The following is a 13036-nucleotide window of genomic DNA, read 5'->3' as shown; positions in this document are numbered from 1 at the left end:
CCGCCCAACCCCCTCCGGCCCAGGCGTCACGACAGGCCGTTCCCGCGACGCCCCAGTCACCGAAGCTGCGCCTGCCCACGGAGGTGCGCCCCACCGGCTACACGGTGGAGCTCACGCTGGACCCGAAGGTGTCCGTGTTCCAGGGCGTGGCGGACATCGCGCTCGAGGTGACGAAGCCCACGTCCGTGGTGTGGCTGCACGCCAAGAGCCTCACCGTGAAGAAGGCCACGCTCACGCAGGGCGGTGCGTCCTCCGACGTCACGCCGGTGCGGGGCGAGGAGGACTTCCTCGGCTTCCCGCTGACGAAGCCGCTGGCCACCGGACCGGCGACGCTGCGCATCGTCTATGACGGCATCGCGTCGGAGAAGGAGACGGACGGCGCCTTCCGCGTCAACGAGGGCGGGGACTGGTACCTCTACACCCAGTTCGAGCCGGTGGACGCGCGCCGCGTGTTCCCCTCCTTCGACGAGCCCGGCTTCAAGGTGCCGTGGCAGCTCACCTTCCACGTGCCCGCGGGCGTGGTGGCCGTCACCAACACGCCGCAGGAGTCGGAGGAGGCCCGCCCGGACGGTGGCCGCACCTACCGCTTCGCGCGCACGCAGCCGCTGCCCAGCTACCTCATCGCCTTCGGCGTGGGGCCCTTCGACTTCCTCCCCGCCGCGGACGCGGGCCAGAAGAAGGTGAAGACGCGCATCATCACCCCGCGCGGCCGCACGGTGGAGGGGACCTATGCCGCGAAGGTGACGCCGGAAATCCTGGCCGCGCTGGAGGACTACTTCGGCATCCCGTACCCGTACGAGAAGCTGGACGTGCTGGCGGTGCCGCTGCTGGGCGGCGCCATGGAGCACCCGGGCCTGGTGACGTTCAACTCGCGCCTCATCCTCGCGAAGCCGGAGGAGGACTCGCTGGGCCGCCAGCGCGGCTTCTCCGACACGCAGGTGCACGAGCTGGCGCACCAGTGGTTCGGCAACCTGGTCACCATGCAGTGGTGGGATGACCTGTGGCTCAACGAGGCCTTCGCCTCGTGGATGACCCCGCGCCTCGTCGAGTCCTGGCGCCCCGCCTGGGACGCGCCCGTCGAGCGCGTGCACGACCGCGCCCGGGCCCTGGACGCGGACAGCCTCCTGTCGGCGCGCCGCATCCGCCAGCCCATTGAAAGCGCCAACGACATCCACAACGCCTTTGACGGCATCACCTACGGCAAGGGCTCCGCGGTGCTCAGCATGACGGAGGAGTGGCTGGGCCGGGACGTCTTCCAGCGCGGCATCCAGCGCTACTTCCGCAAGCACGCGGGCGGCAACGCCACCGCGAAGGACTTCCTGGACGCCGTGTCCGCCGAGTCTGGCAAGGACGTGACGGGCATGCTGGGGACCTTCCTGGACCAGAGCGGGGCGCCGCTCGTCACCGCGTCGCTGGTGTGCGGCGCGGATGGCGCGAAGGTGGTGCTCACGCAGCAGCGCTACCTGCGGCTGGGGGCCACGTCACCGGGCCCGCAGACGTGGAAGGTGCCGGTGTGCGTGGAGTACGCGGCGGGCGGCAAGGAGGCCCGGACCTGCACGCTGCTGGAGGGCGAGCGCGCGGAGGTGGCCCTGAGCGAGGCGAAGACGTGCCCGGACTGGGTGTTCCCCAACGCGGAGGGCGCCGGCTACTTCCGGGTGCAGCTCGATGGGGACGCGGCGGCGAAGCTGGCGAAGTCCGGGATGAAGCGGCTGTCGCGCACCGAGCAGGTGACGTTCCTGACGGACGTGCGCGCGCTGGCTCTGGCCGGGACGATTCCCGCCGCCGAGGCCCTGGCCCTGACGCGCCGCCTGGCGAATGAGCCGGACCGCGTCGTCACCCTGGCCTCGTTGGATTTGCTGGAGCTGGCCAGCTCGCGGCTGCTTCCGGACGAGAAGCTGGAGGACCGGGCCCGCTTCCTGCGGGAGACGTATGGCCCCCGGGCGCGGCAGCTCGGCTTCACCCCGCGCAAGGGCGAGAGCGAGGACACGCGCCTGCTCCGTCCCCGGCTGGTGCGGCTGGCGGGCCGGGAAGGCAGGGACCCGAAGCTGCTCGCGGAGGCGCGTGCCCTGGCGAACACGTGGCTGAAGGACAAGCGCGCGGTCGCGCCGGAGATGGTGGACGTGGTGCTCGCCATCGCCGCCACCGAGAACGACGCGGCCTTCCGGGAGCAGCTCGTCGCGGCGGTGCGCTCGGAGAAGGAGCGGCGCACGCGCCAGCACCTCATCGGCGCGCTGAGCAGCTTCACGGACCCGGCGCTGGTGAAGCAGAACCTGGGCCTGGTGTTCGAGAAGGGCCTGGACCCGCGTGAGACGGTGTGGATGGCGTTCGCGGCCTCGCAGGGCCTGCGCACCCAGGACGTGGCCTTCGACTTCGTGAAGGAGCACTACGACCGCCTGGTGGGGGACTCGCCCGAGGCGCTGCTGCCCATCGAGGCCGCCGGACGCATGGCCTATGTCGGCAGCCACTTCTGCGATGCGGGCAAGCGTCAGCAGATGGAGGACTTCTTCACCGAGCGCAACGCGAAGGCGCCGGGTGGCCCCCGGATGCTGGCGCAGGTGCTGGAAATCGTGGACCAGTGCATCGCGCTGAAGAAGACGCAGGCGGCCAGCGTCGAGTCCTTCCTCGCCAAGGGCACCCCGCCGCGTCCGCCGCAGGCGCCCACGTCACGGTAGTCCGCGCGGGCGGCCGGGCCCGGCATCCCTCACGGGGTGGCCGGGCCCGGAGGCTCAAGCCGGGCCCTACTTCCGGCCGCGGGACATGAAGGACATGAAGGCCTCCTGCGCCTCGGCGGACTGGAGGCGCTGGATGAACTCGCCGCCCTCGCGGGCCAGCGTCTCGCGAATCTGGGCGCGCAGGGGCTCGCGAACCAGCCGCTTCGTCACGCGCACCGCTTCGGCCGGGCGGGAGGCCAGCGTGGTGGCGCGCTCGGTGGCCACCTGCTGGAGGCTGGCGTCCGGCACCACCTTGTTGATGATGCCCGCGCGCAGCGCCGTGGCCGCGTCGAAGGGCTCTCCGAAGAGCAGCAGCTCGCTGGCCAGCGCGAAGCCCGCCGTCCTGGGGATGAGCAGGCTGCTGGCGCCCTCCGCGCACAGCCCCAGCTGGACGAAGGGCATGTGGAAGCGCGCGCGCTCGCTGGCCACCACGTAGTCACAGTGCAGCAGCATCGTCGTGCCAATGCCCACCGCCGGGCCGTCCACCGCCGCCAGCACCGGCTTGTCCGCGTCCACCAGCGCGCGCAGGAAGCGGAACACGGCGCTGTCCTCGCCCGCGGGCGGGTGCTCCATGAAGTCGCCAATGTCGTTGCCGGCGGTGAAGACGTTGCCCGCGCCGGTGAGCAGCACCGCGCGCACGTCGACGTTGCCCTCCGCGTCCTTCAGCGCGCGGGTGGCCGCCTCGTACATGGCATGCGTGAAGGCGTTCTTCTTCTCGGGCCGGTTGAAGGTGAGGGTGAGGACCCCCGAGTCGAGCTTCGTCAGCAGCGTGTCGGACATGATGCCGGGGAGCCTAACCGACTCCGTGCGGAGGGGCGGGAGAATGGCACCCGGCACCCTGGCGATGGGGGCTGTCGAGGCGCCCAGCCCCCCTCGGGCCGTCAGGGCCGCAGCGCCCGGGCCACCAGGGGCGCGAGCGTCACCACCTGGTGCTGGAACGGCAGCCCCTGGACGGGCTCCACGCTGTCGGTGCTCACCAGCCAGGTGAGCGGCAGGTTGCGCAGGCGCTCCGCGGCGGGGCCCACCAGCAGGGCGTGGGTCGTCACCACGGTGAAGTCCTCCGTGCAGCCCGCGTCGCGCAGCGTGCCCGCCGCGGCGACCAGCGTGCCGCCGGTGGACACCATGTCATCCACCAGAATCGGGCGGCGTCCTCGCACCTCCCCCATCAGCCCGCTGGCGTGGACCTCGTCCCCGCTCAGCCGCACCTTGTGAATCACCGCCCACGGCCGGTCCAGCAGCCGCGCCAGGGCCTCCGCGCGCTTCACCGCGCCCAGGTCCGGCGCCACCACCACGGAGGTGTCGGTGACGTGCTCGCGCAGCGCGTCCGCCAGCAGCGGCAGCGCGGTGAGGTGCTCCAGCGGCGCGCCGAAGCAGCCCTCCAGCGCGGGGCTGTGCAGGTCCACCACCAGCACGCGCGCGAAGCGGCCCTGTGACAGCAGGTCCGCCACCAGCCGGCCGCCCAGGGCCTCCCCGGGTCTGGCGCGCCGGTCCTGTCGCGCGTAGCCCAGGTAGGGCACCACGGCTTCCAGGCGGGCGGCGCCCATGCGCCAGCACGCGTCCGCCATCAGCAGCAGCTCCAGCAGGTGCTCGCCCGCGGGCGGCGTCGTGGACTGCACCAGGATGACGGTGCGGCCTCGCACCCGCTCGGGCACCTCGACGTGCATCTCCCCGTCGGGAAAGCGCTCGAAGTGGCAGTCAGCGGGCGCGACGCCCAGGGCTTGCCCGAGCGCGCGTCCCAGGTGGGGGCTCGCCGTGCCAACAAGGAGGACAGGGTCCATGGGCCGCACCCTAGCGCGCCTGGCGGCCGGACGGCGCGTCCTGGGTGGCCTCCCCCGCGAGCACCCCTGCGGGGTGGCCTCCGCCTGGCCCTCCGCCGCAGGCCGCGGGCCCCGTGACTTCCTTGTGGGGAGGAGGAAGGACGCAATGCGCTTTCGGGACCGAGCAGATGCGGGCCGCCGGCTGGCGGCGCGGCTGTTGCCCTACCGGGGCGGCGAGGTGCGCGTGCTGGGCCTGGCGCGAGGCGGGCTCCGCGTGGCGTACGAGGTGGCCCACGCGCTGGAGGCGCCGCTGGACGTCTGGGTCGCCCGCCGCCTGGACGTGCCGGGCCGGATTCCGGTGCTGGGCGCGGTGTCGGAAGGGGGCGGCATCTACCTGGACCCGGACGCGCTGCGGGACCTGGGCCTGTCGGAGGTGGAGGCCCGGAGCCGGGCGCGGGCGGAGGCTTCTGAAGTGGACACTCAGGTCCAGCGGCTGCGGGGCACCTCGGAGCCCTCGCTGAGCGGCGCCACGGTGCTGCTGGTGGATGACGGGCTGGTGTCGGGCGCCACGGCGGTGGCCGCGCTCCAGGTGCTGCGGCGGCGGCACCCGGCCCGGCTGGTGCTGGGCGTCCCCGTGGGGACCCCGCACGGGCTGGCCCGGGCGCGGCCGGAGGCGGACGCGGTGCACTGCCTGGAGGTGCTGCCCGCGATGCGCGACGCGTCGGAGGCCTACGACGACTTCCGGCCGCTGCCGGACGTGGAGCTGCGGCAGTTGCTCGTGCGCGCCCGGGAGCCCGCGCAGCCGCGCGAGCTCCTCGAGTCCACGGACCTGGGCGGCTTCTGGATGTGACGCGAAACCAAGGAGGCATGGACGACATGTGGCAGGGAGGAAAGACGGACCCGGACCTCCGGGAAGTGCAGGTCCAGGTGGGCGACGTGGTGCTGGGGGGCAGCCTGGGCATCCCGGACGGCGCGGAAGGCCTGGTCATCTTCGCCCATGGCAGCGGCAGCAGCCGCTTCAGTCCCCGAAACCGCGCGGTGGCGCGAGCGCTGCGCGCGCAGGGGCTGGCCACGCTGCTGTTCGACCTGCTGGGTGAGGAGGAGGAGGTGGAGGACGCGGGCACCGGGGAGCTGCGCTTCGACATCCCGTTCCTCGCCCGGCGGTTGGCGGCGGTGACGGAGTGGGCGCGGCGGCAGCCGGCGCTGACCGCGCTGCGCATGGGCTACTTCGGCTCCAGCACCGGCGCCGCGGCGGCGCTCGTGGCGGCGGCCCTGTATCCGGACCTCATCCACGCCGTCGTGTCACGCGGCGGGCGGCCCGACCTGGCCGGACCGGCGCTGCCCCGCGTGCAGGCCCCCACGCTGCTGCTCGTTGGCGGGCAGGACGTGGGCGTGCTGGAGTTGAACGAGGCGTCGCTCGCGCGGATGGAAGGCCTGAAGGGCATCCAAATCATCCCGGGAGCCACGCACCTCTTCGAGGAGCCCGGCGCGCTGGAGCAGGTGGCCCGCCAGGCCGCCGCGTGGTTCCTCCGCTTCCTCGGCGGAGTCGGCGCGGAGGCGCGCGCGTGAGCCTGGCGACGGGACATCCCCACGAAGGAGGCGTCATGGAGACGGGGCAGGCGTCGGCGGCGCGCGAGGCGGTGCCTCGGTGGGAGCACCTCACCCGCGGCTCGGAGCGCGTGGTTCGGGGGCGGGGGCGCTCGCTGGAGGAGGCCTTCGAGCAGGCCGCGGTGGCGCTGTGCGCGCTGGTGGTGGACCCCACGTCGGTGGAGGTTCGCGAGGAGGTGGAGCTGACGTGCGAGGCGACGGCGCCGGAGCGGCTGCTGGCGGACTGGCTGCGCGCCATCGTCCAAAAGATGGCGGCGCACCGCCTGGGCTTCCGGTGCTTCGCGGTGCGCATGGACGGCAAGTGCCTCTTCGGCCACGCCTTCGGTGAGCCGTTGGACCGGGAGCGCCACGCCTCCGCGCGAGACGTGCGGGGCGTGTCGCTGGTGGACACGCGGGTGTTCCAGGGCGCGGATGGGCTGTGGACGGCCGAGTGCGAAGTGGAGCTGTGACGCAGGGGCGCGCGACGTGGCGCAATGAGCCCCCCGGGCGCTCGCGCGGGCTGGTAGGGTCCGCCGCATGAGTTCGCGTGAGCAGCGCTTCGTCTGGTTGGATTTGGAGATGACCGGGTTGGACCCGGAGACGTGTTCCATCATCGAGGTGGGTGTCATCATCACCGGTCCGGATTTGCGGCCCCTCGCGGAGATAGAGCGCGTCATCTGGCAGCCGGAGGAGGTGCTCCTGCGCATGGAGCCCGTCGTCCGGGAGATGCACACCCGCAACGGGCTCCTGGAGAAGATTCGTGCCTCCAGCACCTCTTTGCGCGTGGCGGAGCGGGACGTGATGGCGCTCGTCGCCGAGCACTGCGCCCTGGGCGAGGGCATCCTCGCCGGCAACTCCATCCACACCGACCGGCGCTTCCTGTTCCGCTACATGCCCATGCTGGAGCGCTATCTGCACTACCGCATGGTGGACGTGACGAGCCTCAAGGTGTTGACGCGCGCCTGGTACCCGAACCTGGTGGAGCCTCGCAAGGCGCCCAGCGGGCACACCGCCCTGGCGGACGTGCGCGCCAGCATCGCGGAGCTTCAGTACTACCGCGACACCCTCTTCCGCGGGACGCCGGCCTAGGCGTGGGGCTGGGGCTCGACGAGCAGCTCGGCGATGGTGTCGAGCAGCACGTCCAGCTCGAAGGGCTTGGCGAGGAAGCGCGCGCTGGAGCGGCGCTCCTCGTCGGAGATGCGGCCGGCGCTCATCACCACCACGGGGATGCCTCGCAGGCCGGCGTCCTCGCGCATGCGGCGCAGCATCTCCCGGCCGTCCATGACGGGCATCATCAAGTCCAGCAGCACCAGGTCCGGCTTCGCGTCCGCCATGCGGTGCAGGCCCTCGGCGCCGTTGAAGGCGGTGACGATGTCGTAGCCCTCCACGGACAGGATGTCCTGGAGCGCCTCGACGATGGCCAGCTCGTCGTCCACGATGAGAAGCCGCTTCATGCGCCACGCCCCCCACGCCGGGACGGCTTGCCGCGCCGGACCGGTTTGCTCCCTGCCTTGCGTTTCGGCTTCCGCGGCGGCGCCGCCTGGGACGGGGCCTGCCCGTTGAAGAGGGCCTCCGCCCCCTCGCTGTCCGCCGCGACCTCGATGCCCCGGGGCGTCATGGAGAACAGGCGCTGGGACGCGTCATGGTCGCTCTCCCGCGCCTTCAGCACGGAGAGCACGCGGTAGCGCCGCGAGCGCAGCGCCACCAGCCGCAGCACCAGGACGTTGTCGACGAGCGCCTCCACGTCCAGCCGCGCGTCCGCCTCCGGCGCGGCGAGCTCGTGCGTCTGCTGGAGGAGCAGCGGGGTGACGCCCAGGTTGAGCAGTTCGTACATGAGGGCGGCGAGGAAGCGGGGCGTGCGCTCCGGGTCCGTGAGTTCCTGACAGAAGGACTCCAGTCCGTCCAGCACCAGCCGCTGGATGCCGTGCTGTTTCACCCACCCGAACAGCTCCTCGGCCAGCGCGTCCGGCTGCGTCTCCGCCGCCACGCGCGACACCAGGTGGACCCGGCCCGCATCCACGTGCCCGCCCAGCGCCAGTCCCATCCGCTCCGCCCTGTTGACCAGCCGGGACGGCGTCTCCACGAAGCCGAGGTACAGCCCGGGCTCTTGCCGGCGCGCGCCCTCCATCAGGAAGTGCAGCCCCAGCTGCGTCTTGCCGCTGCCGGGCGGGCCCGCCACCAGCGTGGACGAATTCCGCACCAGGCCGCCGGAGAGCATCTCATCCAGCGCGGGGAGGCCGAAGGTGAGCCGCGCGTCCGTCGCGGGCGTGCGCGCGGGCAGCCGCGTGTGGACGGCTTCGATGCGGGGATGGATGGACAGGCCGTCATTGGAAATCTGGAAGCCGTGCTGGCCGGAGACCTGCGGACCGCCGCGGAACTTCGTCACTTCGACCAGGCGCACCGACTTCACGCCGACGCGCTCCTGGGCCAGGGCGATGACGCCGTCCACCATGGTGTAGCGCGGGTCCGCCGGGCCACCGTGCTGCCCGGTGAGCACCAACGTGGTGCAGCCCGCGAGCGCGTTGTGGACGCACAGGCCGTGGAGGAACTCCCGGAGGCGCAGCGGGTCCTCGGAGCGCTCCTCCATGGCCACCAGGCCGTCCACCACCAGCGCCGTGGCGCCGTGCTCGCGCACCGCGCGGAAGATGAGCTTGCCGAGTCCCGCCAGCCCTTCCGCCTTGAGGGCGGCGGAGCCGCTTTCGTAGTTCAGCACGCGGCCGACCGCTTCCGGGTGGAAGAAGTTCATGCTCCGCAGGTGCTGCATCATCCGCGCGTGGGATTCACTCAGCACCGTGAGGTAGACGGCGCGCCCACCCTGGGCCACGGTGGCGAAGCAGAACTGGTTGCCGAGGATGGTCTTCCCCGTCCCCGGCGCTCCCGTGATGATGTACGTGCCCCCGCGAAGAAAGCCGCCGCGCATAAGCGCGTCCAGCCCTGGCACGCCGCTGGAGACGCGCGCGTCGGGTTCGTCCGGCCGCTCAGCGGTGTCCGTCACACGATGCTCCTTCCGTCCTGGGCGCGAACCCTAGGCCAGCAAGGTGCCGACGCCACGCAATTGCGCGGCCTCTGTCCGGAACCGTGCGGTGGACGCGCGGCTCACCGCGCCGTGTGCGTGCCGGGTGTCACCAGCGCCGCCCGGAGGAGGTGCTTCTGCACCTTGCCCAACGCATTGCGCGGCAGCGCCTCCGTGAAGACGACCTGGCGCGGCTTCTTGAAGCTGGCGAGCCGGTCCTTGCACCAGTCCACCAGGGCCTGGGACGCCGGCGGGGGCGCGCCCGGGTGAGGCACCACGACGGCCACCACCTGCTCGCCCAGGTCCGCGTCCGGCAGGCCCAGCACCGCGACCTCGGCGACGCCCGGGTGCAGGGCGAGCACCTCCTCCACCTCGCGCGGGTACACGTTGAAGCCGCCGCTGATGATGAGCTCGCGCGCCCGCCCGGTGATGCGCAGGTATCCGTCCGCGTCCACCTCCCCCAAATCGCCCGTGCGGAACCACCCGTCCGCGTCGAAGGACTCGGCGGTGGCGTCCTGGCGGCGCCAGTACCCGGCGAAGACGTGAGGGCCTCGCATCTCGATTTCGCCCGTCTCACCGCGCGGCAGCGGCTGGCGCGTGCGCACGTCCACCACGCGCGCCTCCTGGCCGGGGTAGGGGAAGCCCACCGTGCCGGGGCGTCGCTCGCCCTCGTAGGGGTTGGTGGTGTTCATGACGGTCTCCGTCATCCCATAGCGCTCCAGGATGCGGGCACCGAGCTCCGCTTCGACGTCCGCGAAGAGCTGGGGGCTGAGCGGCGCCGAGCCGGACACCCACAGGCGCAGCGCGCGCGGCTTCACGCGTGACGCGCGGGCCTCCTCCAGCAGGCGGCTGTACAGGGTGGGCACGCCGAAGAACATCGTGAGCGAGGCGTCGTCCCGCAGCGCGGCCAGGACCTCGGCGGCGTTGAAGCGGCGGCGCAGGTCCACGCTGGCGCCGGTGAACAGCGTGCCGTGCAGGCCCACCATCAGGCCGTGGGTGTGGAACAGCGGCAGGGTGAGCAGCAGCCTGTCTTCCTCCGTCCAGCGCCACGCCTCGGAGACGGCGCGCACGTTGGCCAGCAGGTTGCGGTGCAGCAGCATGGCGCCCTTGGAGCGGCCGGTGGTGCCGGAGGTGTAGCCCAGCACCGCCAGGTCCTCCGGACGCGGCGTCGCCAGCGGCGCGGTGGCCAAGGTGCCCTCCGCGAGCAGCGTGTCGAAGGGGACCTCCGTGAGTGACTCGGGCGGCGCGGGGGCGGGACGCTCCACGGTGACGAGCCACTGGAGCGAGGGCAGCTGGGCCCGCAGCGGCGCCAGCTCGGCGACGCCCGCCGCGCCGGTGACGCAGCCGCAGACCTCCGCGTCGGACAGGATGTGGGCCAGCTCCACCTGCCGGTAGGCGGTGTTGACCAGCACCACCACGCCGCCCGCGGCCTGCACGCCCAGGTAGGCGATGGCGAAGCGGGCGCTGTTCTCCAGGAAGAGCGCCACCCGCTCACCGGCCTGGAGCCCGCGCTGCTTGAGGCCCCGCGCGAAGGCCGTGACGTGCGTGGCGAGCTGTCCGTAGGTGAAGCGCTCCTGCTCGAACGTCAGCAGGGGCCGCTCGGGCGCGCGGTGTGCATGGTCCAGGAACACTTCGAGAAGGGAGGCCGACATGGGCGCGCACCTTAGCCCTGGCGCCTCCAGGGGCCTCCACCCCCTTCCCGCGGCTGTCCGCTTCTGGGACGGCCCTTTCCGCAAGTGGGCACGCGCTTCGGGCGGCGTCCCTCGGCCCTGAGCAATTCCAGGGGCTTGGCGCGGAGCGTGGCCTTGGCATGAGCCTCGCTCTGGGCAGGGGCGTGGACATTCCCAAAGCCAAGAAGCCGCGTCGCAAGCCCTGGGTGCTCGCCATCGGTGGAGCGTGCGCGCTCCTGGTGGTGACGGTGGGCCTGTCGCGGCTGCGCCCCGCGGCGCCCACGGTGGAGCGGGCCTCGGTGTGGTTGGACACGGTGAAGCGCGGACCCATGGTGCGCCAGGTGAAGGGCGCGGGCACGCTGGTGCCGGAGTACATCCGCTGGCTCACCGCGGACACGGCGGGCCGGGTGGAGCGCATCCACGTGCGGCCCGGGGCCACGGTGACGGCGGACACGCTGTTGATGGAGCTGTCGAACCCGGACGTGCAGCTCCAGGCCCTGGAGGCCGAGCGCCAGCTGGCCAGCGTGGAGGCCGACCTCATCCAGGTGCGCATGGAGCTGGAGACGCAGCGGCTGGCGCAGGAGGCCATGGTGGCGGCGCTCATCAGCGAGTCCGCCGAGGCGGCGCGCCGCGCCGAGGCCAACGAGGTCCTCCACCAGCAGGCGCACATCGGCGACCTGGAGCTGCGGCAGACGCGCGACAAGACGGTCGAGCTGAAGCGCCGGCTGGCGCTGGAGGAGAAGAAGCTCCAGGTCGTGGCCTCCAGCATGAAGGAGCAGCTCTCCGCGCAGCAGGGGCAGGTGGAGCGCCTGAAGGCGGTGGCCCGCTTCCGCCGCGCGCAGGTGGAGTCGATGAAGGTGCTGGCGGGCGAGGACGGCGTGCTCCAGGACCTGCCGCTGGAGCTGGGCCAGTGGGTGACGCCGGGGGTGCTGCTGGCGAAGGTGGTGAAGCCGGAGCGGCTGAAGGCGGAGCTGCGCATCGCGGAGACGCAGGCGCGCGACATCCAGCCCGGGCTGAAGGCGCTGGTGGACACCCGCAACGGCGTGGTGGAAGGCCAGGTGGCGCGGGTGGCGCCCGCGGCGAGCCAGGGCACGGTGCGCGTGGAGGTGTCGCTGCCCGCGGAGCTGCCCCGCGGCGCGCGGCCGGATTTGACGGTGGAGGGCACGGTGGAGCTGGAGCGGCTGGGCGACGTGCTGTCCGTGGGGCGCCCGGCTGGCGCGCAGCCGGGCGCCACCATGGCCCTCTTCCGGTTGATGCCGGACAGCGATGAAGCCGTCCGCGTGCCGGTGCAGCTGGGCCGAGGCTCGGTGAACGCGGTAGAGGTGCTGCAGGGCCTTCAAGAAGGTGACCAGGTGGTGTTGTCGGACATGGCCGCGTGGGACGCGGTCGAGCGGGTGAGGCTGCGATGATGACGAACGACACGAAGACGGTTGCTTCCGCGGAAGGCGCGGTGGCGCAGGAGGGCGCGAGCGTGGAGCCCGGCAAGGGGCTCATCCACCTGGACGGATTGACCAAGGTCTTCGAGACCGAGGACGTGGAGACGCACGCGCTCTCCAACATCCACCTCAACGTCCGCAAGGGCGAGTGGGTGGCGATTGTCGGCCCGTCGGGTTCGGGCAAGTCCACCTTGCTGGCGGTGCTGGGGCTGCTGGACACGGCGACGCGCGGGGCCTACCTGCTGGACGGGCGCAGCGTGTTGGACCTGTCCGCGACGGACCGGGCGCTGGTGCGCAACCGGCACATCGGCTTCATCTTCCAGAGCTTCAACCTCATCGGCGACCTGACGGTGTTCGAGAACGTGGAGCTGCCGCTGACGTACCGGGGCATGCCCGCCGCCGAGCGCAAGCAGCGGGTGGAAGGCGCGCTGGAGAAGGTGGGCATGGCGCACCGGGCCCGTCACATGCCGGGGCAGCTCTCCGGCGGTCAGCAGCAGCGCGTGGCGGTGGCGCGCGCGGTGGCCGGCGACCCGCTCATCCTCCTGGCGGACGAGCCCACGGGCAACCTGGACTCGAAGAACGGCGAGGCGGTGATGCAGCTCCTCTCCGAGCTGCACAAGGGCGGCGCCACCATCTGCATGGTGACGCACGACCCGGCGCACGCGCGCGTGGCCACGCGCACGGTGAGCCTCTTCGACGGCCGCATCGTCCAGGACGAGCAGCGCCGCTGAGGCTGGGTTTGGGCCGCTTCCAGCGGCTGGCCGCGGGGCGCTTGAGACTCCCGGGCGCCCGCAACTCCCGCGCGACCGCCGCCGGTGGTTTCTGGCACATTCCCCCCATGGGTGTCCCCCGTGTCTGAATC

Annotated in this window: 12 protein-coding genes; 7 read left to right on the top strand and 5 right to left on the bottom strand. The window is 72.4% G+C overall.

The window, feature by feature from the left end; all coding sequences use genetic code 11:
• Positions 1–2672 (top strand): M1 family metallopeptidase (locus G4D87_RS21795; protein ID WP_240358480.1); only part of this gene is annotated, 2672 nt, incomplete at its 5' end.
• Positions 2673–2738: 66 nt separating this feature from the next.
• Here the strand turns inward: G4D87_RS21795 and G4D87_RS21790 are convergent.
• Both G4D87_RS21790 and G4D87_RS21785 read right to left on the bottom strand, forming a co-directional pair.
• On the bottom strand, positions 2739–3491 hold the full coding sequence (locus G4D87_RS21790) for an enoyl-CoA hydratase (protein ID WP_163783988.1): 753 nt from the start codon (positions 3489–3491) through the stop codon (positions 2739–2741).
• Between the two features lie 101 nt (positions 3492–3592).
• On the bottom strand, positions 3593–4498 hold the full coding sequence (locus G4D87_RS21785; protein WP_163783987.1) for a ribose-phosphate diphosphokinase: 906 nt from the start codon (positions 4496–4498) through the stop codon (positions 3593–3595).
• A gap of 136 nt (positions 4499–4634) precedes the next feature.
• On the opposite strand from G4D87_RS21785, the gene G4D87_RS39520 reads away from it, so the two are divergent.
• From G4D87_RS39520 to orn, 4 genes are all read left to right on the top strand, one after another.
• Positions 4635–5318 (top strand): phosphoribosyltransferase, encoded by a 684-nt coding sequence (locus tag G4D87_RS39520; protein ID WP_163783986.1) that lies wholly within the window; start codon positions 4635–4637, stop codon positions 5316–5318.
• A 26-nt stretch (positions 5319–5344) separates the two neighbouring features.
• Positions 5345–6037 carry a dienelactone hydrolase family protein gene (locus G4D87_RS39515; RefSeq protein WP_163783990.1) on the top strand — a complete coding sequence of 231 codons (693 nt, stop codon included), beginning with the start codon at positions 5345–5347 and terminating at the stop codon, positions 6035–6037.
• Complete coding sequence (locus G4D87_RS21770; RefSeq protein ID WP_163783985.1) at positions 6034–6525, top strand: archease; 492 nt, start codon at positions 6034–6036, stop codon at positions 6523–6525. Before G4D87_RS39515 ends, G4D87_RS21770 begins: the two co-directional genes overlap by 4 nt.
• Positions 6526–6592: 67 nt before the next feature.
• Positions 6593–7144 (top strand): oligoribonuclease, encoded by a 552-nt coding sequence (gene orn, locus G4D87_RS21765; protein ID WP_163783984.1) that lies wholly within the window; start codon positions 6593–6595, stop codon positions 7142–7144.
• On the opposite strand, the gene G4D87_RS21760 is transcribed toward orn, so the two are convergent.
• From G4D87_RS21760 to G4D87_RS21750, 3 genes are all read right to left on the bottom strand, one after another.
• Positions 7141–7509 (bottom strand): response regulator, encoded by a 369-nt coding sequence (locus tag G4D87_RS21760; RefSeq protein WP_163783983.1) that lies wholly within the window; start codon positions 7507–7509, stop codon positions 7141–7143. The two genes, orn and G4D87_RS21760, sit on opposite strands and share 4 nt — an antisense overlap.
• Positions 7506–9050: an ATPase domain-containing protein gene (locus G4D87_RS21755; RefSeq protein ID WP_163783982.1), complete on the bottom strand. Its 1545-nt coding sequence runs from the start codon at positions 9048–9050 to the stop codon at positions 7506–7508. Before G4D87_RS21755 ends, G4D87_RS21760 begins: the two co-directional genes overlap by 4 nt.
• A 101-nt stretch (positions 9051–9151) precedes the next feature.
• Entirely contained in the window at positions 9152–10720 is a 1569-nt protein-coding gene (locus G4D87_RS21750; RefSeq protein ID WP_163783981.1) for an AMP-binding protein, read from the bottom strand.
• Between the two features lie 182 nt (positions 10721–10902).
• On the opposite strand from G4D87_RS21750, the gene G4D87_RS21745 reads away from it, so the two are divergent.
• Entirely contained in the window at positions 10903–12147 is a 1245-nt protein-coding gene (locus G4D87_RS21745; protein ID WP_163783989.1) for an efflux RND transporter periplasmic adaptor subunit, read from the top strand.
• A complete protein-coding gene (locus tag G4D87_RS21740; protein ID WP_163783980.1) occupies positions 12144–12905 on the top strand; it encodes an ABC transporter ATP-binding protein in 762 nt (253 codons plus the stop codon). The genes G4D87_RS21745 and G4D87_RS21740 overlap by 4 nt, the downstream gene beginning before the upstream one ends.
• Positions 12906–13036 lie beyond the last annotated feature (131 nt).

This window comes from Myxococcus vastator, assembly GCF_010894475.1.
In the GTDB taxonomy this organism is placed as follows: Bacteria; Myxococcota; Myxococcia; order Myxococcales; family Myxococcaceae; genus Myxococcus; species Myxococcus vastator.
This window is presented reverse-complemented; position numbering and strand designations above follow the sequence as displayed.